Genomic DNA, 26,243 nt, shown 5'->3' on the forward strand with positions numbered 1-26,243 from the left:
AGCCTAATTATTTTTCTTTTGGATAAAGGAAATAATATCAATATACAATGCAGTCATCTCTTCAGGAGTCTTGTCTAAATTATTTTGAACCCATTGTTCAATTAATCCTAAAAAAGCAGATGTGATAAAGGCTAAAAAGTACTCCATCGGGACCTTTAAATTTGCATTAAAACTTTTATTCCCCTCCAAGTTTACACGCACTTTTTCTGAAAAGGCTGCTCTAAACCGAAGATGAAAACCCGCTCTTCCATGTTCACTTAAAAAGATTTTTAAAAATGGTGCCTGCATTTTTATCGAATTAAATAATGCGGAAGCTATTTGCTCTTGTCCTTTTTCAAACGTATGTGTAGATGAGTAGTTTAACTGCAATTCATCAATATGATCCCCTAGCTCTTCAAACAGTTGTAATTCAATCTGATCCAGCAAATCAAACTTATCGATAAAGTGTAAATAAAACGTTCCACGATTAATCTTGGCTGTTTTCGCAATATCCCCTACTGTAATTGAATCGAAAGTTTTCTTTTCCAGCATCTCCATAAATGATTTTTGAATAAGCTCTTTTGTTCTTCGATTTTTTTCTGTATAAACGCTCAAAAAAACACCCTCTTTCACCAAAAATGAACAATCTGTTTATTTTGTTGATTGCTTTGATTTCCCCTTAAATTATAAAATAAACGAGTAATAATAAACAACATGTTGAAATTTGAGAAAGGATGAAATTCATTTGAGATTATTTAAAGAAAAATTAGCATGGGCTGCTCCTATTGCTGTTATATTAATCATTGCACTATTTTCGGTAAACTTATTCGCACAAGGAAATCCACAAGTAAAAAATCTGCCGGTTGCTCTTATTGTTAACGATGAGGGGCAACACGTTGAAACTGTTCGCGCGGCTGTTGAACAAATGAGTAAAGGTATAGACGGTGCAGAACCCGTTATAGCATTTACAAATGAGAATGAAGAAAATATCAAGGCACTTTTTGCAGATAAAACGTATTATGCAGCAATTGTCATTCCTGAAGGCTACAATGACACATTACAAAATGCACTAACAAAAAATGAAGCGGCAAAACTTCAAATATATATTAACCAAGGCTTTAATATGACAGGTGCAAACTTTGCAAAAACTGCTTTAAACGGTTTTGTAAATGAGGTAAATAGTCAATATTCCGCCAATTTCCTAGCTCAGCTTGGCACTGAAAAAATTGATGCTGCACAGGCTTCTGTTTTAGTAAATCCAATTGTTCCGGAAGAAAAAATATACAATGCTATTACAGCTTCTACTGCAAATGGTAGTGCTCCAACTTTATTGGCAGTACCTGCATGGGTAGGTGCGTTAATCGGTGGATTCATTGTATTTTTAGCAACATCAGGCATCTTTAAGAAAGAACTGTTAACACGTAAACAAACAATAGGCCTTATCGGTGGGCAAGTATTATTCGGCATTATTATCGCCCTATTCTCAGGCTTTACTGTTGCAACACTTGCACAGATCGCCGGTATTAACATGCCAAGCTACTTCCTAGTTGCCTTCTTTGTATCATTTGCGGCATTCTGTTTCTACTTATTAGTATCAGCAATTACCGCATGGATCGGCAAACCGGCCATTACATTATTCATGGTTGTCATGCTTTTAGGTATGGGTGTTCTTATGACACCACAGGAAATGCTTCCAAGTTTCTTCGTAAACTTCATTCGTCCTTGGGTACCAATTCGCTTTGCTTCTGAAGGTTTACGAGAAATTTTCTACTTTGGCAGCGGATTTTACACAGGCGCATCCTTTAACACAATTTTAGGAATTGGTATTGCAGGTTTGGTTATTTTCTTACTGTCTATTTTCAAACCGGTAAAAGTTAAAGAACAACAGAACTAACATATTAAAAAACGTTATTTTGCATTCAGCGCAAAATAACGTTTTTTATTTAACTTCTTTTAGATAAGCCCGATATATATTTCAATATTTTAACTTTTTTGGTTTTATTGCGAAAAAAGGTCATCACCATACGTTATATATAATGTAAAAGCTTTTGCAGTAACAATACTATAAAAAGGAGAACGATATGAAGATTGATGAGCAAAATTTTATAAAATATCTTCAAGCCGGCAAAGAACATGCTCTTGATTACGTAATCGACCACTATCTTCCATTAATAAAAGGTGTTGTTTTAAAAATTTTAGGTCCGCTAGACATTAATGAAAGCCCAAAGGAATGCTGTAACGATATTCTATTATCTATTTGGAAAAATGCAAAAAAGTTCCATGGCGATGCAGCTGATTTTAAGAAATGGGTTTGCGTTATTGCTAAATATAAAGCAATCGATTATTACCGGATGGAAATGAAGAAAAAAGAAAGCCCTTCTTTGAACATAGAACTGACACAGGCCGAATCCATAATGTATGAAAACTCCTTCCTGGAAGAACAGGAGGAAATTCAGGTAATCATCTCTAGTTTAAAGCCCGTCGATCAGAAAATTTTTATAATGAGATACTTGTTAGATTTTGATACAGAAGAAATTGCTCGTCAGTTGGAGATGACAAAATCGGCAATAGATAACCGCCTTTACCATGGTCGAAAAAAACTAAAAAAAGATTTAGGGGGTATGCCCATTGAAAAATCTGTTTAAACACTTTAATGATATTGACATTGATGTAAATGAATTTGAAGAAGCTGATGTAACAGAATTTGAAAAGGCTCAGTTTAAAAGAGACTTGAAAAGACAAGTATCCAAAACAAAAAACAGAAAGTGGATGAAAGGAGTTGCGGCTGTCTGCCTTTCGCTCGGTATCGGTACCGCATCACTTATAGGTCTATCCTATACCACCTTTGCTCATGAAATTCCGATAGTAAACAGTATTATCAAACTCTTCTCGACCAAGGACAAGATAATTTCAGGCTATGAGGAGTTTGCGGATCAGCAGCATCTTGTAGCAGAAAGCAATGGCACAACGATTACGGTAAATGAAAGCTTATTTGACAGTAAAAAGTTTTTAGTTGGCTATTATATTGAAACAGACAGAGATTTAGGTGAGCATCCGGAAATAGAAACTACATTTAAAATGGATGGTCGTGAGCATGCCCTCTTTCATACAGAGCATATAATTGAAAAGGTCGGACCAAACAAATATGCCGGCTTAACAACAGCAATTCTGAACTTATCTAATCAATTGGAACAGGCGAATTTCGAATTCCACATTAGCAGTCTTTCCAATCGGAATACAAAAGAAATGGTTCAAGGTAGTTGGGTTTTTGAAATAGATGCCAAAGCTACTGAGAATAAAGTTCAAATTGTGGAAGCACCTGCATCAAAAAAAGCTGCTCTAGGTATTAAAATAAATGAAGTTATATACACACCGATCTCCTTTATCGTCAATTATACAGAAACGCAAAAAAATGAGATGTTAAAAGAGAAATGGGACGTTATTTCTTCCGATTTAAATGTAAAGGATGATTTAGGCAATACGTATACATCAAGGTTAACAGGCGGCACAGGAAACGGGCAGGGGTTTATGGAATATGTATTCACATATGAAAAACTACACCCGGATGCCAAAACTTTAATATTCACTCCCATATTCAAATTGATGGAGGCGGAAATCGATGAAAACGGCGTAAAATGGGTAAATCCTGATAGCGATTTAAAAATGGAAATAATCGAACTTAGTGATATTATTATTAAAATTCCTAAGTAATACGTCATCTAAAATGAATAACCTGCCTAGATCTCCTTGGAATTAGGGAGAAACGCAACCAATAGAAAAGCCAAAACGTAGAATTAACGTTTTGGCTTTTTGAATATTAGTGATTTTGTAATAAAACATTGAACTGCCCTCTCAATATTTTACTCCTTCGATGATCCGTCATTTAAATAAACTTCGCCATCTTTATAAACCATTTGTTCTGGATAACGCAGGTTTATAACTGCATCTTGAAGTTCTTGTGAAGGAGCCCGTGTTGAAAGTGAAACAATTATATTAGTAGCGAAGGCAGCAATTGCTCCGAAAACACCAGCACCTGTATCAATGATGCCTAATATCGTAAAGCCACCGTACTTCGCACTAAAGATGTAAATAAGTGTAACCGCTAAACCGACAAGCATACCTGCTATTGTTCCTTTTGCATTAGCACGCTTCCACCAGACACCTAAAACGAGTGCTGGGAAGAAGGTACCTGTTGCAAGCGCGAATGCCCATGCAACAATTTGAGTAATGGCACCAGGTGGGTTTAATGCAATAATACCAGCCAACAGTGTTGCCACAACAATTGAAATACGTCCTATTAACAGGCGTTTTTGTTCAGATGCTTGTGGATTGATGATGCGATAATAAATATCGTGTGCAAATGACGAGGATATAGAAATCATTAAACCACCAGCTGTAGATAATGCAGCTGCCATTGCGCCCGCTGCCACGAGTCCAATAACAAACACACCTAGGTTTGCGATTTCAGGTGTTGCCATTACGACAATATCGTTGGCTATTTGCAGTTCTAGCCATTGAAGAATGCCATCACCATTCGTATCGGCTATCCCTAATTTGCCTGTATCAATCCACGATTGAGTCCAAGCCGGTAGCTCAGCAATTTTTCTACCAGCCACTTCCGTCATTAAAATAAAGCGAGCAAAAGCTGCATAAGCTGGTGCGCTAAAATATAAAAGCCCGATAAAAACCAATGCCCATGCACCTGACCAACGAGCTGCCTTCATAGTACCTACTGTATAAAAACGTACGATTACATGCGGAAGCCCTGCTGTACCACACATTAACGTAAACATAAGAGCTAAAAACTGCCACTTAGTTCCATTTGTAAAAGGTGCAAAATACTCCGAAATACCGAGTTCCCGGTCGAGTTCACCCATTTTCGTTAAAATTTCACCATAGGAAATCCATGGTAAGGGATTACTAGTCAAATGGAATGACATAAAAATAACAGGTACTAAATATGCGATAATTAAAATCACGTATTGTGCTACTTGAGTCCAAGTAATACCTTTCATACCACCAAATGCAGCATAAAATGCAATGAGCACAACGCCGATTAGCGTTCCAATTTTCGCATCAATTTCAAAGAGACGTCCAATTACTACACCAGAACCTGATAGCTGTCCGATTGAATACGTGAAGCTTATAATAATTGTACATAGAGCTGCTATTATTAGTGCTGCTTTACTATTAAAACGGTCTCCAATAAATTCTGGCACAGTATAGCGACCAAATTTACGAAGCTGCGGTGCAAGTAATATCGTTAAAAATAAATATCCGCCAGTCCATCCCATAATATAAGCCAATCCATCATAGCCAAGTAACATGATCGTACCAGCCATCCCGATAAAGGATGCTGCACTCATCCAGTCTGCCCCAATTGCCATCCCATTAAAAATTGGTGGCACTCCACGACCAGCAACATAGAAGTCTGATGTTTGTTTAGCAGTGTTATAAACTGCAATCCAAATATATAAAGCAAATGTTGCCAGTATAATTAACATTGACACTATAAATTGAGTATCCATAAATTACCTCCCTTCATTAGTGATTCATCATATTGTTTGCGCCTATCTCTTCATTTCGCGCTTCACTAATTCCATACTTTTTATCAATTTTGTCTCCAACAATTGCATTTACAAAAAGTAAAATAATGAAAGTAAGTAAAGCTCCAATTGCCCCCATAAAATAGTGGAATGGGAACCCTAAAAATTGAACTTCAGTTAATGAGTCTGCAAGCGCTACCATAACAAAAGACACTAAAAACCAAATAACAAAATAAATAGCCATGTACGTATTTTTCTCACGGAAATAGGCATCAGCAACTTTTTTGTCAATTTTTTTCATCTAGACCTTCTTTCTTCTAATTTTTATCGTAAATCAAAAATAAAAAGAATTGTTTCCTTTAACGGAAGCGGTACTAAAATCACCTTAACAACCATTAAAATAATAAGTCCTATTACTGGAAAGGTGAGAGCGATGAAACGTTTTTTTATTAGTCCATAAGCAAGACAGCAAATGGAGAAAAGAATAATGAACAGCAGCAACTAATTCCCCCTTTGTCTCCAAGTTTTTTTTAATGTATGTTGAAAATGTCCAGGATAAAACGACTATAGAATAAAAAATCCAGTTGAGTACGAATATTAAAACAGACAAGCATGAAAAATTAAAACCACCTGGAACGATGACAAATCAACGTTCCAGGTGGTATTTATTTAAAACTGCCCCTACTTATAATATGGTTTGTTTCCTCTTTTATCGAATATGATTTTTCTTATAAACTTAAACACAGAATACATAATTATTAATGATTCCACGGTTTACTATGTTATATTGAAATAGTAGTATTTTTGACATCGAAAATGTTAATTTAAGATTGTTAAATCAGCATTATTGGGTGCCAAACCCATTAGAGTTCTTCAGGAACAAAGAATTCTACCGCAGCATCTCCAAGTGGGATGCTGCTTTTTTGTTTGTTTCCGAAACAAGTTAATCTCCTCTAAGCTTTTTCATATCTGTTTTCTTACAGTCCAATAATGGTTCTGAATTTTTAAGATTGCGGCAACCAAATTGTAAAGATTGTGCCTTTTTCCTTCTCACTTTTTACTTTTATTCTTCCTCTATGCAACTCAATAATGTGATAGCTCATCGATAATCCCAGTCCCAACCCGCTTTTTTTCGTTGAATGAAAAGGAGTGTATAGTTTTTCTAACGTATCTTTATCCATTCCAGATCCATCATCTCGGATTGTAATTTCAACCTCACCATCAGATTGATTTTGATTGACAGCAATTGATATATTGCCTTCAAAGTCAATGGCTTCCAAGGAATTTTGTAGGACGTTTAGAAAAACCTGCTTGATTTTATCCTTATCTACATTAATTTTATTCTTAAAAGTAGCCTTATAATGGACCTTTATATTTTTATTTTTAAAATCATTTTCCATTAACGTTAAGATATCTTCTATAATTTCATGTATACTCACTCTGGATTTAGAGACTTCTTTTGCATCTGGTTTAGCCATCATTACAAATTGCTGAACAAGATTTTTTATTCTTTCTAATTCACTGAAGATGATTCTAAAATATTCTTTTTGCTTGTCATTATCTGTTTTTAAATTTACCTTAAAGACTTCTAACAAACCTATGATTGAAGTAAGAGGATTTCTAATCTCATGAGCAAGTCCGGCACTGATCTTTCCTATTGCTGACAATTTCTCACTTAGCATAAGTTGCCTTTCTAATACGAGTCTTTCTGTAATATCTCTAAACTGGCCAAATACTCCATTTATTTGGTTGGATTCATTATAAATTGGAAATGAGTCAAATAAATACGTTTTATTGGATATAGATATTTCAATATCTTCGTACTTTTTACTCCCCCTCAAAACATTTTCCATGTACCCGCCAATTACTGCGATTTCTGTAATAGGGCGATTGCATATTTCTTTTTTATTGCAAGATAATACTTTCTCAGCAAAAGCATTTATCTCAATTATTTTTCCGTCCTCATTGGTCATAATGACCCCGTTTCGACTGTTTTCCATCAGCACTTGATTTAAGATTAATAATTTCTTATTCTGCTGCTTAACTTTAACCTCTCGTTCTATAGAATCCACCGCAGACTGAAGTAATCCTGAATGGAATGAACTTGCATGATGAGCAGCCATCATCACCGAAATAGTCCCGCCTATCTTACCTAACGAATTGAATGGTACAGAGAAACAAGCACTTTTATGTAAACAATGGAAGAAATGGTCTGATCCAATGAGTTGGACAGATTCCCCTAATTTTAGTGCCATTTCAATACTATTCGTTCCCGCTTCTTCTTCCTTTAACCTGATTCCGGTAGATAAACCTAACGATTCACTTTGGCACTTAATCATTTCATCTCCGTACAACTCAATAATGTATCCTTCATGATCAGTGATAACGATTAAAACAGCTGTCCCATCAAGTTCAGCTATTATCTTTGTCATAAATTTTCTCGCCACTGTAATGGTATCTTCAAGCACCTTCTTTTTTTGTACCAACTCACTTTTTGACAATTTCCCTCCAGGAATAGGAAGTTTATAAGGATCCAATTTCCTATCAAGACATCTTTGATGCGAATTATATATATATTCATTTCTAGTTTCCATTTTTTTAAAGCCACCATTTGCAATTTATTTGTTATTCCATTCAATCTATTAAGAATACCATTACTTGTACATTTAGGTAGATATGCTTATAAAAATATAATACTAGAAACTCTATTAATTATAATTCCAGTTATATCATTGAATAATCTATTCTTAACTATATAACTTCCCGTAATTGTTCTATTCTTGGTATGATGTTAAGGTTGTGTAATTACTATGTCACACATTTACATTCATCTAAGAAAGAGGTATTTATGCACTCCACAGAATTATCAAAGCAACATTGGTTGCTGATCTTAACACTTTCTTTATTAACATTTGTTCTCGGGACAAGTGAATTTGTTATTGTCGGAATTTTAACAGATATTTCTTCAAGTCTTAATATGACTAATGCAAAAACCGGCACACTCGTTTCTGCGTTTGCAATTACGTTTGCCATCGCTACACCACTGGTGATGTCAGTAACAAGTCATTTACCAAAGCGAAAATGGATGTTGTTTTTAATAGCATCTTTCATCATTCTAAATGCTTTGTGCATAATTTCGACGAGCTATATCATGCTCCTTACACTACGGATTATGACAGCGATTGTAACAGGAGTTTTAATCTCTCTAGCCATGATTGTAGCAAGTGAAACCATACCGATTAAAAAACGCGGACTTGCTATTTCATTCGTTTTCGGTGGTTTCACACTTGCAAATGTCGTTGGAGTGCCAATTGGTATTGTTATCGCCGAAGATTACGGCTGGAATGCCACTTTCATGTTAACCACTTTCCTAGGAGGATTGGCGTTTTTGGCATCCTTTTTTGTCTTACCTCATAAACTCAGCCAAGTACGCAGTTCGATACGTGATCAGTTTTCTTTATTGACCAAGCCTCGTATATTAATGGCTTTTTTCATTCCTGCACTCGGATTTGGCGCAACTTATGCAGTCTTTACATACCTTGTACCAATCTTGAAAGAAATGGGAACACCAAATAAGTCAATTAGTATAATCTTATTTAGTTATGGGTTTATTTCGATTTTCAGCAACATCCTCGCTGGTAAAATTGCTAGCCAAAATGCAATCGGTCGCCTTCGGTTTGTTTTTCTCTTGCAAGCAGTTGTTCTAACAAGTTTATTTTGGACTACCAATCAATTTGTTTTAGGATTAATAAATATTGGATTAATGTCGTTAATGGCTATCCTTTTAACAACATCTACTCAGCTATATTTAATTGACCTTGCAGGAATTTATCAGCCAAAAGCAACAGGACTCGCCGCTTCACTAATGCCAGTGGCAAGCAACGTAGGCATCGCTTTTGGTTCTGCATTAGGTGGAATTGTGTACCATCAAGGAAATTTAATGAATGTAGCTTGGGTCGGTGGGATAATTGCCGTCTGTGCAAGTCTGCTAACTTTCTTTAGTCATCAATTAGACCAAAAACAAAATACATCAGAATAGAAGTGATCAATTAAACAAAAGTTAAATTAATTCTACATCGATCATTGCTACCGGTTTATCTTTTGGCAGATAGAGATGAATTTTCAGAAAAGTTGCCAATTAAAGTGCTTACTTAGTTACAACCTATACTTTAGTAGAAAAACAGGCACAATCGCATGAAGCGAATGTGCCTGTTTCAAAAACCGCACTTACTTATGATACGGTTCACCCTTAATTATTCTAAAACTGCGGTATATTTGTTCTACTAGCACGAGTTTCATCAACTGGTGAGGCAGCGTCATTTTTCCGAAGCACAGCTTTTCATCCGCGCGCTGAAGTACATCCGTATGCAACCCTAATGACCCGCCTATAACAAACGCAACTTTGCTCTTCCCGTAAGTCATCAGCGCCTCTAAATCTGCCGCCATTTCTTCGCTCGTTTTCATTTTACCGTCGAGTGCCAAAGCAATGACATATGTACCATCATTAATTTTCGCAAGGATACGGTCACCTTCTTTTCGTTTGACGATTTCCATATCGGCATCGCTTAACTGTTCAGGTGCTTTTTCATCCGGGACTTCTACTAAATCGATTTTTACATAGCCGCCTAATCGCTTCACATATTCCTCGATGCCCATTTTTAAATACTTTTCTTTTAATTTACCAACCGAGACGATAGTAATATTCACAACTTATCCACCTTTACGTTCCATTTACAAACAAGTTATCCACAAAAGTTATGCACATATCCACAAATAAAAACTATATATTGTGTAAAGTTATTTACTTGATACAACATATGTTGCTGACTGTTCACAGTAAGAACAAGTTGTTGATAACTTTTCCTCTTCCGATAAAAAATCCATCATAGGGAATTTTTCCGTTTCTGCCACATGCATATCTAACGCATGATCTATATGGGTTTCACAGCTGTATATCTTCATTTTTAAACCTTCTTTCTTTTCTGAAATTTCCACAAACTTATTCACAATTTTTGAAATGTTATCCACAACCCATTGTAACAGACAAAAAACGAGTAGAAAAGACAAGCCTTTTTCTTCTCTACCCGTTGTGTACAATTTCACTCTTTAATTAAGTTATCCACATTTACAATTGTGCATTTTCCACTAACTCTAAATTAGCTTCTACTATTTTACCGTTACGATATACTTTAATTTTTAGTGTATCGCCAATGGATTTTTCATTATATAAATGTTTGCGAAGCTCAATTGCATTTTCAATTTTTTCGCCATCCATCTCCACAATGACATCGTACTGTTGCAAACCAGCTTTATCAGCAGCTGAACCTCGTACAACTTGAGAAATGACAACGCCATTTGTTACTTCTTCAGGCAATTTTAATGTTTGCTGTTGATAATAAGCCGGTACTTCCGTTAAATCGACTAAGGAAATTCCCATTGTTGGGCGTTGTACTTCCCCATGCTTTTCGAGTTGTTCAATAATCGGAATTGCTGAATTGATCGGAATCGCAAATCCTAAGCCTTCAACTGAAGACTGGGCAATTTTCATTGAATTTATACCGATTAATTCTCCGGCAATATTGACTAAAGCGCCACCAGAGTTCCCTGAATTGATCGCTGCATCAGTCTGTAATACTTCTGTTGACCAGTCTTCCGCACCATCTTCATTTAAGTCGACTGGTACAGACCGATCTTTCCCTGAAATTACACCTGTTGTTACCGAACCATAAAAATCTAAGCCTAATGGATTTCCGATGGCGATTACCGTTTCACCTTGTTTTAATACATCCGAATCTCCGAAGTTAGCTACTGTTTCAATTCCTTCACTTGGTATTGAAAGTATTGCTAAGTCTGTCCAAATATCAGAACCAATAAGCTCTGCTTTTACTTTCTCACCATCGTCTAAAGTTACTTCAATTTGTTCTGCACCATCTACAACATGGTGATTTGTAACGATAAAGGCAAAGTTCCCTTCTTTTTTATATACAACGCCTGAACCGCTACCTACCGCTTGAGCTTCTCCTGTACTTTGATTCCAGAAGTTCGGTGCTACATTTTGAATATTTGTAATCCCAACAACGGCACTTGATACTTTTTCCACCGCATCTGTTACATTTGTAGTTACCTCTGTAGCAGTTTGACTAATCGTTGAGTTTGGGGAGTCCTTTGTAATCGAGTTTACTTCATTGCCCCCTGGCAACTGATTTGCCAACGAGGGAAGCAGGAGCCATAATAATAAAGCACCAACGACAACACCGCTCAAGCCAGATAAAAAGTACCCGCCTTTACTGCCGCCTTTTTTTTCTTTTCTATTCTGCCGCTGTTTTTTTTCTTCTTCTTCTCTTTTTAAACGAGCCTCAAGCTCTGCAATACGATCATTTTGGGTTTCTTTCTTATCGTCTTCAGGATAGTATCCCATATCGCTCATCCTTCCTTATTTCTTCTTACTGATAGCATACACACTTAACATTAAAATTAGATGAAAATCTCATAAAACCTAATTAAAAATTGTCAATAAAATTAAAAAGGTATGCTAAAAGTAGAAACTTTTAACACACCTATCTTTTACCCATATTTACTTCAATTATGCCTTGCTGAAATTAAACTGTCACAAGCTTTGTCGGCTCATTTGCATCGGTATCATGCAGATGCAGATATTCCCCTGCCATAATCCCGCAAGACTGCAATGTCTGTTCTACGCTCATCCGCGCCAGATCTTTCATATTGTTGTCTTTACTTAAATGCGCCAAATAAACTTGCGTCGGTTTTTCTGCTACAACATCAGCCATTGCCACTGCAGCATCTTCATTCGATACATGTCCTACATCCGATAATATACGGCGTTTAATACTCCAAGGGTATTTGCCCATTTGAAGCATACTCACATCGTGATTACTTTCAAATACATAGGCATCTGCTGCTGAGATATATCCCTTCATCCGGTCACTGACATAGCCTGTATCTGTAATGACAACTAGCTTTCGCCCGTTCTCATAGAATGTATAGAACATCGGTTCAGCAGCATCGTGAGAAACGGCAAATGATTGAATATCCAGCCCGCCAAATGTTTTTACTGTTTCCATATTAAAATCAAAACATAAGTCTGTCGGAATCGTTCCTACGAGCCCGTCCATCGCTGTCCATGTTTTTGCATTTGCAAAGACAGGAATATTATATTTACGTGCAATGACACCAAGCCCTTTAATATGGTCACTATGCTCATGAGTTACTAAAATACCTGATAAATTTTTCATATCACGATCTATATTAGCAAACAGTTGCTCCATTTTCTTTCCGCTTAAGCCTGCATCAATCAAAAATGAATGTTCATCATTTTCTACGTAGACTGCGTTTCCTGTACTGCCACTTGCTAAAACGCTAAATCGCATTTTTAAAACTCCCTACTCTTCCAAATCCTCTGTCTGCTCAACAATTTCGGATAAGTCATTTTGGATCTCCACAATTCGTCCTTGTACCGCATTCACAAAATGTATTTCTTCTGTGTCATCAGTCAGCTTTACCCGTACTTCCCATGTCGGTGCAAATACTTGTGTTTGCGTTAATTGAACAATTGTAGAGTAGCCTAGATTCATTTCCGTAATCTGAGAATCGGGTTTTAATAAATTCTTTCCATATAGAATCTGCAATACTTGTCTTGCAGTTAATAGATTTTGCTGTTTATCTAACTTTTCATGCTTTTCCAGCATTGTTTGCTCATAGGAAACAATGCGGTTTTCATCATCCCAATAAAGTTTTACATAACCACGCACATTATAATACAGTGTTACGTCATTCACCTTCTGGAAAAATGTCGCTTCTTTTTTCTCTTTATCGATATCCCAAAGCACATAGGAATCACCTTCATATACATTGTTGTGGACAAAGTCAGTATAGGAATCTCGGGTATCGCTTTTCTGAAGCTTTACAGGCTTGTCCATCGTCACAATCAGCTTATTGTTATTTTCTATCTTTGCGCTTTGATTCTTAAAGTATGGCACTTCAGATGGAGAGAAATTTTTAATTTGTCCGGAATAATATGCTGCACTTTCCTTATTGTTCGGAAGGGCAATATACGTTATATTATCTCCCTTCAAACGTGCTTCAATTTCCATCGTTTCCCCTAAAACATCTATTTCCTGGCCTTCGTTATAGCTCTCTAAATACTGCGTATATAAAAAGATATTCAATACTAGAAAAACCCATATAAAAATAGTTTTCGTTCTACTCCAATCCAACTTCATCACCCCCTATTTCCTCGGGTGAAAGGCGTGTCCATACATTGTTTGTTACGGCAAACCATTTTGGCTCCAATACGAGGACTAAATCCGTATCCTGCTCTGATTCTTCAAGCGTTAATTCGTACCCAACAACGATTTCCTCTGTTTCATTAAATAATTTATTATCATTGGTACGAAGCAACTCAACTATTTGTTCCCCTGATTCCAGATCCCTCTGTACCTTTTCAATATTAGTACCCATTGAATAATAAGGGCGGCGGTAACGGAAAATACGGTTTTCACCCCAAGTAGTTACGAGACGCGTTGCCGTAACATTACTGTATACAGGAAGACCCTGTACAAATAGCTGATATTCTGTAATATGCCTATCAATGTCCATAGAAGAAAGGCGGTAATCCATTGTAAATCCACCATGGTCATTTATAAAATTATAACTGTCTATAAATAATCTTGTGGAAGGAATCGGTGCAATACTTTCTGCAGTCGGGTATACATAATTTATAATCCGATTTTGGCTATCAACTGTCATTAACGATGTCCCATCAGTAAACCTTTCAGATTGGGAACTTTCAATATTCCGTTGTACGATTTTTAAATCGGTGAACAGAATCTTTTTAAATAAATCAGGTTTAATCTCTTCAGTTAAATATCTGTACCTTGCTGATTGTATAGGATCTTTGGCCACATATAAAGAGCTTAGAGCATCCCGTTCAACTTCAACATATTGGCTATAATCATTTGCTGGTTCAATTACTTTCTCCATGAAATAATCTTTATCCGGCACGCTCGCATACGCTCTATATAATAATCGCTTTTCTGTGTTTAGGAAAAGCAACTGTAGCTGATCGCTATTCTCTACATTTGACCAGTCTACAATAAGACGTGTAAAGCTTACATCTGGTATTTCATTATCATTAAATGACAAGATATTTGAAAAAACGCGCAAAGGAATTTCTTCTTTAAAAAACATTGTTATACGATTATTCTTCCGCAGCATTTCGTTCATTTTACTGTCTGAAAGGTCACTGTTAATTACATCCATCTCGTAAACTTGCCACGAACGTAAGTGGCTGTATAATCCTTTCAAAGGTGTTGAAGAAACTGTCCCGTAAAATTGCTCATTTTGGCGATACAACAATCTGTATGGTTTTATTACTTCCTGTAAGTCCTTCGGTTTGCCGACAAGTACTTCCTCAATCTGGGTCTCCTTTATCGTTTCATATTCCGGTTTATAATTCCAAATAAGAAGTGTGAACACAATGCTGAGTAAAACGAGGAATGCTAATAAAAGAGATTTTATCTGTTCAACATATTTCATTCCCAATCCCCCGCTTCATCCAATTCATATGGCAATGTGAAGAATATCGTAGTGCCCTGGCCTTCCTCACTTTCTGCCCAAATTTTCCCGCCGTGTGCTTCAATCATTTCACGAGCAATTGCAAGACCTAAACCTGTTCCACCCATCGACCTTGCTCTTGCTCGGTCTACACGATAGAAGCGATCAAAAATTCGCGTCACATTTTCTTTCGGAATTCCCATACCATCATCTGAAATCATAACGCGAATCATATTATCATGAACGGTAAAACCAAAACGAATATTGCCGCCATCCGGAGAATATTTCAATGCATTTGAAATAATATTATCGATCACCTGTGTAAGCTTATCGGTATCAATATCAACAAAATAGCTCTTTTCTGGAAGCAATCGGATAAATTCTACATTCTGTGACTTCGACATTTCAAAACGGTCAATAATTTGCGTGAAAAACTTATTAAATTCAACAAACTCCAGATTCAGTTCATATTCCTGGCTGTCCATTTTTGATAATTGTAGCAAATCATTTACAAGGCGGATCATACGCTCTGTTTCAGTTTGCGTGACGTTTAAAAATGTCGGCGCTATATTTTCATCTTTCCATGCACCTTCCGCAAGTGCTTCTAAATAACTCCGCATCGTCGTTAACGGCGTACGCAATTCATGGGAAACATTCGCAACAAATTCACGACGCTCCATATCAATTTTTTCCTGTTCGGTAATATCATGCAATACCGTAATCAGACCATTTACAAAACCTGTTTCCTTTTGAATTACAGAAAAGTTTGCACGTAACACATAAGGTGCATCATTCATACTAAAATCAAGATTCACAGGATCTTTCATATGAATCAAGTCTTCAAAACTATACTCCTGGTCTAAGCGTAATACCGATGCAATCGGGCGGTTTAACGTTGTTTCACGTGAATCATGAAGCAATTCCAATGCCGGATCATTAATCAATATAATTTTCCCTTTGCGGTCTGTGGCTATTACACCATCTGTCATGTTACTAAGTACACTTGCCAGTTTTCGGCGTTCAGCCTCTGTCGTGGATTGTGCTTCCTGCAGACGATTGGTTAAATGATTGAAGGCAATGGCTAACTGACCTATTTCATCTGTTCCGTATACACGCACTTTCCTTGCATAATTTCCTTTTGACATTGCCTGCGCCTGTTTTCGCATATCGGAAATAGGGCGAGTAATAGTTCGCGCAACTAAAATTCCTAAAATAATGGTAATAGCAAGCGATACTGCAATACCTGCCGCAAAAATCCGGTTAATTTCATTTAGTTGCTCGTATACCTTTTCAATATTCGATTGAACGTAAATGACGCCTTTCAAATCCCCTTTAGATCCTACATTATCCATAATAGGTACAGCTAATATCCATATGCGCTGTCCTGTATCCCGATCCAATGAAATCTTATCCAACAGTGTTTCGGAAGACGCGGCCTGTTGTATAATTTCTTCATTTATACGCTGACCAACAATTGCCTGGTCATCTTCGGAAGTAGCCAATATACGGTCGTGACGGTCCACTACATTGATTTTGTTAATATCTTCTGTAGAAAACCCCTGCAAAATCGGTTTTAAACTATCCTCTAATGAAGGCGGGGTATTTTCATCGCGTATCTTTAACATTTCTTCACGTACACTATAATGCACAAGCTCTATTCTTTGGCGAATCGAATCTTGGAAATTCGTTTTTAAATTCGACTCCAGCTGCTTTGAGAAATAAATGCCTATAATTTGAAGAGCAATAATAATTAATAGGACATAAATCAATACAAGCTTTACATGGATGGACTTAAAAAAGCTCACTTTTTGCATGTATTTTACTCCTGTTCAGGGTTTCGTAAGTAATAGCCTACTCCTCGTCTCGTAACAATCCATAAAGGGTGACTTGGATTATCTTCAATTTTTTCACGTAAACGGCGGATTGTTACATCCACTGTTCGTACATCACCGAAATAATCATAACCCCATACTGTTTGCAGCAAATGCTCACGTGTCATTACTTGACCAATATGTTTTGCTAAATAATGCAGTAATTCAAATTCGCGGTGTGTTAATTCAATTGAATCGTCGCGCTTTAATACTAAATAGGCATCTGGCTGAATCGTTAAAGAGCCTACTACAATATCATTCGTTTCCGCTTGTGCTTCTTCTATTTGAGCAGGCACATTTAATCTGCGCATATTCGCTTTTACACGGGCGATTAGTTCACGTGTACTGAACGGCTTTGTTACATAATCGTCAGCACCCATTTCCAGTCCTAGCACTTTATCGATTTCCGACCCTTTTGCCGTTAGCATAATAATTGGAAAATCATATTTTTTGCGCACTTCACGACATACTTCCATGCCGTCACGTTTAGGTAACATAATATCCAGCAACATTAAATCCGGCTGTTCCTCTTCTACTCTTTGAAGCGCTTCGTCCCCATCGTATGCACAAATGACGCGATAACCTTCTTTTATTAAATTAAACTGCAAAATGTCTGCAATCGGTTTTTCATCGTCTACAACTAATATCGTTTTATCCATCATCTAATTCCTCTTTTCTCATAAATTCTCTATATAATTATGAAAGGTTATCTTTTATTTTTACTATAACTACTCTATCATGCTTTGCAATTTGGTGCATTATACAGCTATATTGCTATGATTATTTTCCGGGAAATATTCCACCCATATAAGAATTTTTTTGAATTTTACCCATTAAATTAATTAATGGTCATATTATAGAAAAAGCAGCCCAAAACTCCGCTTGGACTGCTAAAAATTAATTTAAATATGATAACGGGTTTACTTCTGTACCGTTCTTATGAATTTCGAAATGTAAATGTGTACCTGTTGAACGTCCTGTTGAACCCATTTGCCCTAAAGCGGAACCTTGTTCAACTACTTGTCCAACTTCTACGTCAATACGAGATAAATGAGCATATAACGATTCAAAACCGTTTTTATGGTTAACCACAACATAATTTCCGTATGTTGAATGCTTACCTGCAGTTTTAACAACACCGTTATCCGATGCTTTTATCGTATAGTTTGATGGTCGGGCAATATCGATTCCGTAGTGGTAACGTCCCCAACGCTCTCCCATATTACTTGATATATAGCCACCAACTGCAGGCCAAGCAAAGGTACCTGTACCAACAGAAGGGATTACTTTAGTTCCGACAACAACAACACGATCTTCAGGCTCGGCTACTACATTTGCCTCTGATTCTATTCTTTCCGTTCGGACACCATTCTCTTCAGTAATTAAGTAGTAAACTTCCTTTTTGCCCTTTTCGCCTTCCTGCTTAACTACTTTTTTGCCTTTAAGCATTGTTTCATCTTCTTTAACGATTTTCGCAAAGTCGATTCCCTCTACTTTTTTCTTTTCATAAACTGCCTTTACCGTAACAAACGGTTTTTGTACAGTTACGTTAACTTGTTCGCCTATACGCAGGACAGTGTCTGCTTTAAGTGTGGGATTGATTTTTAATAAGTCAGCAGTTGTTAAATTGTGGGCTTTTGCAATCGAACCTAACACATCTCCTGCTTTTACCGTATATACTTTTTGCTCTAATGCACCTGTTTGTAAAAGCTGTACCGCTTGTTTGGCTGAAACAATCTCCGCCGGCTCGGCTAACACTTCATTTCCTGTAATCGGAGCTGATAATGTAAGATCAACCAGGCGTGTTTCATCATCCTTCAATTCGGGTATAGAATCTTTAGTAGCAATGTTTTGCAATTCATTTAAATCGTTTTGTGACACAAACTGAAGCTTTAATCCGTCAATTACAGCTTCGAACTCTTCTCTATCCTTCACTGATGCAACGACTGTTTCCCCTACTTTTAGGGAATGGGCTTTTGCCTGAACAGTTATTGCTTCCTGAAGGTTTTTTAATGTCTGCTCTTCATTAGCTTCGACTGTAAATACTTGCTCTGGGATGATTGAGATATCGGCGCCAGCGTCAATTGTTAAATCTTCATATTGTTCGCTTGCCTCTTGTTCTTTTTGCTCGACAATCTCATTTACTGTTGCTTCATCTGCAACAGAACCTACGTATGTATCAGCTACATAAACGTGGAAAACTTTAGCGAATTTTTCTTTATCTGTTTCATTCGCGAAACCTATATTGAATGTCACTGTAGAAACAAGTAATGCAAATAATGTTGCCATTTTAAGTTTTCTATTATGACGATTCATTAGACTTAGATTACGTTTTTTTAAGTCTAACTTGTTTCCTTTTGAACTCATGATAAAGCTCCTTTCGACTAGATCTGTTCTATAAAAAAATGTTTGTATATTCTTTTAATAACTCGCAATGGTCAAAAAACACACTTCGCTAATGTATCATATTTCACATTTCAAATGAACCGCTCCAGTCTTTTTGTAATGTAAATGTATTATTATCTAAAAATTTGTTACATTTTTATTAGTTAAAATAGTATATTCACCCTCTTAGTATCCTCTTTTTCATTTTATTAGAAATAATAAAAAAGTGTATTAAAAGCCTGTTAGACCTTTAATACACTTTTATATTCAAACCGGTTATTTCCAGATTTCACTTACGATATTCGTTTGCTCACGTGAAGGGCCAACTGAGAATGTCATTAATGAAATACCTGTAAGCTCTACAATGCGGTGTATATAATTTTTCGCATTATCAGGCAACTCATCAAATGTCCGAACGTTCGTCACATCTTCTGACCAACCTGGCAGTTCTTCATAAACAGGTTTGCACTGTTTAATGATTTCCAGGTTCGCCGGGTATTCTGTAATTTGTTCTCCGTTATATTCATACGCTGTACAAATTTTAACCGTTTCAAGACCTGATAATACATCAATAGAATTTAATGCTAAATCCGTAATTCCAGAAACTCGGCGTGAATGGCGAACAACGACCGAGTCAAACCAACCAACACGACGTGGGCGGCCCGTTGTTGTACCATATTCACGGCCTACTTCCCGAATTTGCTGACCAATTTCATCATGAAGTTCAGAAGGAAATGGACCATCTCCAACACGAGATGTATATGCCTTACAAACGCCAACGACACGTTCTACTGCTGTTGGACCAACTCCTGATCCAATTGCTATCCCGCCTGCCACTGGATTTGAAGAAGTTACATATGGATAAGTACCTTGATCGACATCAAGCATAATCCCTTGTGCCCCTTCAAACAGCACTTTACCGCCTTCTTCAATAACATCATTCAGCACTTTCGATGTATCCGTTACATATTGGGCAATTTCCTGCCCATAAGCAAAGTATTCCTCGAAGATATCATCAAATTGTAATCCTTCTACTTCATAAAACTTTGTAAATAAGCGATTTTTTAATGTTAAATTTGCGCGTAATTTCTTTTCAAATGTTTCTTTATCTAATAGGTCTGCTACACGAATCCCGATCCGGGCAACTTTATCTTGGTAGCATGGACCAATTCCTTTTGCTGTTGTGCCTATTTTTTCATCACCACGTGCCTGTTCCTCTGCAATATCCTGATAAATGTGATACGGCAAAATTACATGTGCACGATTAGAAATTCTTAAATTCGATGTATCAATTCCTCTAGCTTGCAGTCCTTTTAATTCCGTTACAATTGATTTCGGATTAAGAACAACACCATTTCCTATAACCGAAAGCTTCTCCGGATAAAAAATTCCTGAAGGGATTAAATGCAATTTATATGTTTCTTCACCAATCTTTATTGTGTGACCCGCGTTATCCCCACCAGCATAACGTGCGATTGCATCTGCTCTTTTTGAAAGGAAATCTGTAATTTTACCTTTTCCTTCGTCTCCCCATTGCGTACCTACTACAACTACAGCTGTCATCTATGTGCACCTCCGACGAATGATTCACCTAATGAAAATTATATATTAAGTATTTCATTCTTTTTCATAAGAATTTACCTTTTAATTCCTTAATGATGAAACATGAACATTTTAACAATTTCAAATCCTAAATGTCAACAAAAAACACGAACGTACACATTCAACTGATGTGAAACGTTCGTGTTTAAGGATTATTCCTCTCGTGGAGGTGGGGTAAATTCTAGATTTAAGAACTTATTATACTCTTTACGGAATGCCAAGCTTACCGTGCCTGTTGGACCGTTACGTTGTTTTGCAATAATGATTTCGATAATATCCTTACTTTCCGATTCTTTATCGTAGTAATCATCACGGTATAAGAAGGCTACGATATCGGCATCTTGCTCAATCGAACCAGATTCACGCAAGTCACTCATCATCGGTCGTTTATCTTGACGTTGCTCTACACCACGCGACAGCTGTGATAGGGCAATTATAGGTACCTTTAGTTCACGCGCTAAACCTTTTAATGAACGGGAAATTTCCGATACTTCCTGCTGACGGTTCTCTCCTGGTTTACCGCTACCTAAAATAAGCTGCAAGTAATCGATCATAATCATTCCTAAACCGTTTTCCTTAGCTAATCGTCGGCATTTGGCACGTATATCTGTCATGCGCACACCCGGAGAGTCATCGATGTAAATACCGGAATTTGATAAACTTCCCATAGCCATTGTCAGCTTGCTCCAGTCCTCTGTTTCTAAAGCGCCTGTACGCAAGCGTTGTGCATCGATATTACCTTCTGCACATAACATACGCATGACAAGCTGGTCTGCTCCCATTTCAAGAGAGAAAATCGCTACATTTTCACGGGCTTTTACAGCAACACTTTGGGCTACGTTTAAGGCAAAGGCTGTTTTACCAACCGATGGACGGGCTGCCACAATAATTAAATCGTTGCGTTGGAAACCGGCCGTCATCTTGTCCAAATCACGGAAACCGGTAGGAATACCTGTCACATCCCCCTCACGTGACTGGAGCTGTTCAATATTATCAAATGTTTGAACGAGTACATCTTTTACGTGCTTAAAATCGCCCGCATTTTTACGGTTCGAAACTTCAAGCATTTTCTTTTCAGCTTCTGCTAAAAGAATTTCTACCTCATCTTCGCGCGTATATCCATCATCTGCAATTTTAGATGCAACGCGAATAAGGCGACGTAAAATCGCCTTTTCCTCTACTATCTTTGCGTAATGTGCAATATTGGCAGCCGTCGGAACAGCACTCGCCAATTCCGTAATATAGCTTAATCCGCCGATATCCTCGAGCTCTTTTTTTGCTGATAATTCTTCCGTTACAGTGACAAGATCAATTGCTTTTCCCTGATCGCTCAAGTTCAGCATCGTTTGGAAAATCTTTTGATGGGCAATATGATAAAAATCATCTGCTATAACAATTTCGGATGCTGTTATTAGAGCTTGTGGTTCAAGGAAAACGGCTCCAATGACCGATTGTTCCGCTTCACTATTATGTGGAGGAACACGGTCCATCATGGATTCGTTCATTGTTGTCGCTCCTTACTCTTCAATTACATGTACCTTTAAAGTAGCCTTTACATCTTGATGTAACTTCACTGGTACATTGGCAAATCCTAATGAACGTAGTCCTTCATTACAATCCATTTTACGTTTGTCTACTTTAAAACCATGTTTCTTTTGTAGTGCATCTGCAATTTGCTTTGTAGATACCGAACCAAATAGGCGACCACCTTCACCTGATTTCGCTTTTACTTCTACTGTGATTGCTTCTAATTGCTCTTTTAAATCTTTCGCTGCCTGCAACTCTGCTGCCGCATTTTTTTCTTCTAATCGCTTTTGACCTTGCAGTTCGCTAATTGCTTGGTTATTAGCTTCTTTTGCATAACCGTTTTTAATTAAAAAGTTGCGTGCATAACCTTCTGCTACTTCTTTAATTTCACCTTTTTTGCCTTTACCTTTTACGTCTTTTAAAAATACTACTTTCATGATTCTTTACTCCCTTCAATTACTTCATTAATTGCTTCATATAAATACTTTTTCACTTCGTCAATGGATTGTGCTTCCATTTGGGTAGCGGCATTTGTTAAATGACCTCCACCGCCAAGCCTTTCCATGACAAGCTGGACATTTACTTCTCCTAATGAACGTGCACTAATACCAATTAATCCATCATTGCGATGAGCAATGACAAACGAGGCACCGACATCCTTCATTGTAAGTAAAATATCTGCCGTTTGTGCGATTAGTACGGAATCGTATATTTTTGAATCTTCACCATTTGCAATCGCAATTCCTGCAAACGGAAATTCAACAGTTTGAATAATTTTTGAACGGGCGACATATGTTTCTACATCTTCTTTTAACAGACGTTGAATCAGCACGGTATCAGCACCAAATGTTCGTAAATACGAAGCGGCTTCAAATGTACGCGCCCCTGTTCTTAATGTAAAGCTTTTTGTATCGACTATAATACCAGACAATAATGCTGTTGCTTCAAGCGGCAATAACTTTTCATTTTGAGGCTGGTATTCTAGCAGCTCCGTAACGAGTTCTGCTGTAGATGATGCATATGGCTCCATATATACTAACGTCGGATTATTGATGAATTCTTCTCCGCGACGGTGATGATCGATGACAACAACCTTATCTGTTCTGCTTAATATTCGGCTATCAATTACCATGCTCGGCTTATGTGTATCGACAATGACTACAAGTGATTTTGGAGTTATTTTAGATAAAGCTTCGTCCGGTGTAATAAAGCGATCGTAAAAATCGGTTTTTTGCTCCAACTCGGTCATTAAGCGGTCTACACTTCCTCGAACTTCATCAAAATTGACTACGACAAAGCCTTCAATCCCGTTCATCGCAACCATTTTGCGTACACCGACAGAGGCTCCTATCGAGTCCATATCCGGGCTTTTATGACCCATCACGAAAACACGGTCACTATCTTGTATTAAATCACTTAGCGCATGTGATATTACACGTGCACGTACTCTTGTGCGCTTTTCAACAGGGTTTGTTTTGCCCCCATAAAAGCGAATCTTACCATTGGACTGCTTAATGGCAACTTGGTCACCACCACGACCTAGAACTAGATCAAGTCCCGACTGTGCTAATTGCCCAAGCTCTACAAGTGATTGGGAACCTGCTCCAATTCCGATACTTAATGTTAATGATAAATTTTTCTGCATCAACGTTCGTTCCCGGATGACGTCTAAAATTGAAAATCGCTTCTGCTCAAGCTCCGATAAAATCGATTCATTTAACACAGCCATGTAACGGTCCGATGCAATTCTTTTAACAAAAATATCATAATGTGCTGCCCATTCATTAATAATCGATGTCATCATCGTGTTGGTGACGCTTCGTGCCTGGTCATCCATGCCCGAAGTAAGCTCATCATAATTATCGATAAATAAAATTGCAAGTACTGTACGGTCCGCCATATATTGCTTTTCAATCTGTACTTGTTTTGTAATATCAAAGAAGTAAAAAAGTTTCTCTTCTTCTTTGTAATAAATATGATATTTGCGATCATTAATAGCAATGACCGTTTCATTTTTTTGTTCCTGATTAACAAGTATAGGCAGCTCTTCTGATATCATTTCCAGTTCATATCCGACTAGCGATTCTTGCTGTAGGACGCGAAGCATAAACGGATTCGCCCATTCCACCGTCATTTCATCATTCATTAAAAGGATTCCGAATGGCATTTCCAGAAATGCCTCTTTTCCAACATCCTCCATCCGGTAAGAAAGTGTTTGAATATGCTTTTCAGTTTCTACATATGTTAATAATTCAACTTTTACCGTGTAGTAAGCTGCTACTGCATAAATAGCTATAAAGGCTATTCCCACCCATACATTCCACATCATAATAAGGATAGCTGCTACTGCACCAAGTAAAAATAATACTAATAGTGGATATCGAATTGGTCTTTTACGAAAAATCCCCATTCCCATCAGCTCCTCATTTCTGACTCTTTTCTTGAATGTAATTACGTGCATTAAAGCCTAAATCAACAATACCTACTAAAATGACAAACGAATAGAGAGGTATTGCCAAAATTGTACTTAAAACTTTTAAAAACTTCGGATAGCCAAACACATCAATGACAAAATGAATAAATGAGATACCTTGTATTGTTAATAATACCCATAATACCATCGAAATATTTAGGATGATAATAGCCAATGACGAATCCGCCTCTGGACGAATGAATAAATTCACCGATAAAACGATTAAATAATACCATAATACCGCTCGGGGTAAACGTAATTCACTAAACTTCGCAAATTTTGGAACGTCTACTTTTAAACGCTTTAAAATCGGTAAATTAACGGTAATAATAATAAATGCCAAAAATAACATGGCAAATGTAATGGAAGCCGGAATTGTCATTTCCAACGTATCTAACATAGTATTCGCCAGATCCATTGTTTCTTTGGGCACAGGTTGTCCAGTCAGATTTTCGGTCATTTTAATCGACTCCATATAGCTCGTCTTCATGAGCGCGATAGAATCTCGAATAAAATCTACTTCAAACAAACGCAAAGAAATTAAATACTGAATTGCAAATGTGAACAGCAGGACGATACTCGTTGAGATAAACATAAATACTTTACTTTTTTTATGATAAATAGCATCCCCTATCGCTACACCTGCTGCTGCAAAGATTAATGAAGCGGGTAGTAAAAGCAGTCCACCTATAAAAAAGGTAATAAATACAGCAATCACTGCGACTAAAAGCGATGACTTTCGATTATAGTTTGCGCTATACCAAATCATCGGTAATGGAGCAATAATCGCCGCGATGATATTCGCCAATGGAATATAAAATACGATTGCCATCAGCACAGTGAACAGCGCAATCATCATCGCACCATGTGCCAACTTTCTTGTTTGATTATTTTGCATGGAGAACCTTCCTTATCTGTTGTTCGTAAGACTTTATAATGCAACGATTATTTAAACATAGTTATTACATTTGGTCGGCTTTTTGACCAGTCTACTTTCAACTTTTCTCACGTTTCTATTGTACCATTTTTGCATGCCCAAACAAAATAACCGTCATGACAAGAAGAATGATTAAACGTATAGATGATGATATCCCCTTTGACTTCTCCTCTCCTTACCAAATCTGTATCCCTCCAAAACTGTGCGAGAGCATGTAAATACTGGAATACCACCAATAAATAGGATTGAAATCCATAGGTTAAAATGCAAAAGAAACCAATAGTATGTCATTATAATTTTTTTAGTATAACTTAATATGGAGTAATTTTCGTTTGAATAACTAGATTCTA

Annotated in this window: 22 protein-coding genes; 4 read left to right on the top strand and 18 right to left on the bottom strand. The window is 37.1% G+C overall.

Annotation, left to right across the window (positions count from 1 at the left end; all coding sequences use genetic code 11):
* Positions 1-3: 3 nt before the first annotated feature.
* Positions 4-594 (bottom strand): TetR/AcrR family transcriptional regulator, encoded by a 591-nt coding sequence (locus tag MHH44_RS00295; protein WP_340797511.1) that lies wholly within the window; start codon positions 592-594, stop codon positions 4-6.
* A gap of 130 nt (positions 595-724) precedes the next feature.
* On the opposite strand from MHH44_RS00295, the gene MHH44_RS00300 reads away from it, so the two are divergent.
* From MHH44_RS00300 to MHH44_RS00310, 3 genes are all read left to right on the top strand, one after another.
* Complete coding sequence (locus MHH44_RS00300) at positions 725-1,873, top strand: YhgE/Pip domain-containing protein (RefSeq protein WP_340797512.1); 1,149 nt, start codon at positions 725-727, stop codon at positions 1,871-1,873.
* 187 nt (positions 1,874-2,060) lie between these two features.
* The gene (locus MHH44_RS00305) at positions 2,061-2,624 is read left to right on the top strand and encodes a sigma-70 family RNA polymerase sigma factor (RefSeq protein WP_340797513.1); all 564 of its coding nucleotides are present in this window, start codon (positions 2,061-2,063) and stop codon (positions 2,622-2,624) included.
* Positions 2,608-3,690 carry a DUF4179 domain-containing protein gene (locus tag MHH44_RS00310; RefSeq protein ID WP_340797514.1) on the top strand — a complete coding sequence of 361 codons (1,083 nt, stop codon included), beginning with the start codon at positions 2,608-2,610 and terminating at the stop codon, positions 3,688-3,690. The genes MHH44_RS00305 and MHH44_RS00310 overlap by 17 nt, the downstream gene beginning before the upstream one ends.
* Positions 3,691-3,839: 149 nt before the next feature.
* Here the strand turns inward: MHH44_RS00310 and MHH44_RS00315 are convergent, their stop codons facing one another.
* The 3 genes from MHH44_RS00315 to MHH44_RS00325 form a co-directional block, all read right to left on the bottom strand.
* Positions 3,840-5,507: a sodium:solute symporter family protein gene (locus MHH44_RS00315; protein ID WP_340797515.1), complete on the bottom strand. Its 1,668-nt coding sequence runs from the start codon at positions 5,505-5,507 to the stop codon at positions 3,840-3,842.
* A gap of 16 nt (positions 5,508-5,523) precedes the next feature.
* The gene (locus tag MHH44_RS00320) at positions 5,524-5,826 is read right to left on the bottom strand and encodes a DUF4212 domain-containing protein (RefSeq protein WP_008408321.1); all 303 of its coding nucleotides are present in this window, start codon (positions 5,824-5,826) and stop codon (positions 5,524-5,526) included.
* A 703-nt stretch (positions 5,827-6,529) separates the two neighbouring features.
* Positions 6,530-8,119, bottom strand: a complete 1,590-nt coding sequence (locus MHH44_RS00325) for an ATP-binding protein (RefSeq protein ID WP_340797516.1) — start codon at positions 8,117-8,119, stop codon at positions 6,530-6,532.
* Between the two features lie 254 nt (positions 8,120-8,373).
* Between MHH44_RS00325 and MHH44_RS00330 the strand changes: the two genes are divergently transcribed.
* Positions 8,374-9,564 (top strand): MFS transporter, encoded by a 1,191-nt coding sequence (locus tag MHH44_RS00330; RefSeq protein ID WP_340797517.1) that lies wholly within the window; start codon positions 8,374-8,376, stop codon positions 9,562-9,564.
* Between the two features lie 188 nt (positions 9,565-9,752).
* Here MHH44_RS00330 and rlmH read toward each other — a convergent pair whose 3' ends face one another.
* From rlmH to MHH44_RS00400, 14 genes are all read right to left on the bottom strand, one after another.
* Positions 9,753-10,232, bottom strand: a complete 480-nt coding sequence (gene rlmH / locus MHH44_RS00335; RefSeq protein WP_340735874.1) for a 23S rRNA (pseudouridine(1915)-N(3))-methyltransferase RlmH — start codon at positions 10,230-10,232, stop codon at positions 9,753-9,755.
* A gap of 90 nt (positions 10,233-10,322) precedes the next feature.
* Positions 10,323-10,487, bottom strand: coding sequence for a CxxH/CxxC protein (locus MHH44_RS00340; protein ID WP_340797518.1), 165 nt, complete (start codon positions 10,485-10,487; stop codon positions 10,323-10,325).
* Between the two features lie 163 nt (positions 10,488-10,650).
* A complete protein-coding gene (locus MHH44_RS00345; RefSeq protein ID WP_340735876.1) occupies positions 10,651-11,943 on the bottom strand; it encodes a S1C family serine protease in 1,293 nt (430 codons plus the stop codon).
* A gap of 181 nt (positions 11,944-12,124) precedes the next feature.
* The gene (locus tag MHH44_RS00350) at positions 12,125-12,913 is read right to left on the bottom strand and encodes an MBL fold metallo-hydrolase (protein ID WP_340797519.1); all 789 of its coding nucleotides are present in this window, start codon (positions 12,911-12,913) and stop codon (positions 12,125-12,127) included.
* A 12-nt stretch (positions 12,914-12,925) separates the two neighbouring features.
* The gene (locus MHH44_RS00355; protein WP_008408335.1) at positions 12,926-13,759 is read right to left on the bottom strand and encodes a two-component system regulatory protein YycI; all 834 of its coding nucleotides are present in this window, start codon (positions 13,757-13,759) and stop codon (positions 12,926-12,928) included.
* The gene (locus MHH44_RS00360) at positions 13,746-15,080 is read right to left on the bottom strand and encodes a YycH family regulatory protein (protein WP_339263400.1); all 1,335 of its coding nucleotides are present in this window, start codon (positions 15,078-15,080) and stop codon (positions 13,746-13,748) included. Before MHH44_RS00360 ends, MHH44_RS00355 begins: the two co-directional genes overlap by 14 nt.
* Positions 15,077-16,912 (bottom strand): cell wall metabolism sensor histidine kinase WalK, encoded by a 1,836-nt coding sequence (gene walK / locus MHH44_RS00365; protein ID WP_340797520.1) that lies wholly within the window; start codon positions 16,910-16,912, stop codon positions 15,077-15,079. Before walK ends, MHH44_RS00360 begins: the two co-directional genes overlap by 4 nt.
* Positions 16,913-16,917: 5 nt before the next feature.
* Positions 16,918-17,628, bottom strand: coding sequence for a response regulator YycF (gene yycF, locus MHH44_RS00370; RefSeq protein WP_340718861.1), 711 nt, complete (start codon positions 17,626-17,628; stop codon positions 16,918-16,920).
* Positions 17,629-17,866: 238 nt separating this feature from the next.
* Positions 17,867-19,336 carry a peptidoglycan DD-metalloendopeptidase family protein gene (locus tag MHH44_RS00375; RefSeq protein WP_340797521.1) on the bottom strand — a complete coding sequence of 490 codons (1,470 nt, stop codon included), beginning with the start codon at positions 19,334-19,336 and terminating at the stop codon, positions 17,867-17,869.
* Positions 19,337-19,630: 294 nt separating this feature from the next.
* Positions 19,631-20,917, bottom strand: a complete 1,287-nt coding sequence (locus MHH44_RS00380) for an adenylosuccinate synthase (protein ID WP_008408340.1) — start codon at positions 20,915-20,917, stop codon at positions 19,631-19,633.
* Positions 20,918-21,108: 191 nt separating this feature from the next.
* A complete protein-coding gene (gene dnaB, locus MHH44_RS00385) occupies positions 21,109-22,461 on the bottom strand; it encodes a replicative DNA helicase (RefSeq protein WP_008408341.1) in 1,353 nt (450 codons plus the stop codon).
* A 12-nt stretch (positions 22,462-22,473) separates the two neighbouring features.
* Complete coding sequence (rplI, locus tag MHH44_RS00390; protein WP_008408342.1) at positions 22,474-22,920, bottom strand: 50S ribosomal protein L9; 447 nt, start codon at positions 22,918-22,920, stop codon at positions 22,474-22,476.
* Positions 22,917-24,893: a DHH family phosphoesterase gene (locus MHH44_RS00395; RefSeq protein ID WP_008408343.1), complete on the bottom strand. Its 1,977-nt coding sequence runs from the start codon at positions 24,891-24,893 to the stop codon at positions 22,917-22,919. Before MHH44_RS00395 ends, rplI begins: the two co-directional genes overlap by 4 nt.
* A 13-nt stretch (positions 24,894-24,906) precedes the next feature.
* Complete coding sequence (locus MHH44_RS00400) at positions 24,907-25,854, bottom strand: YybS family protein (protein ID WP_340797522.1); 948 nt, start codon at positions 25,852-25,854, stop codon at positions 24,907-24,909.
* Positions 25,855-26,243 lie beyond the last annotated feature (389 nt).

Origin of the sequence: Solibacillus sp. FSL K6-1126 (assembly GCF_038003445.1) — a bacterium.
GTDB lineage: Bacteria > Bacillota > Bacilli > Bacillales_A > Planococcaceae > Solibacillus > Solibacillus silvestris.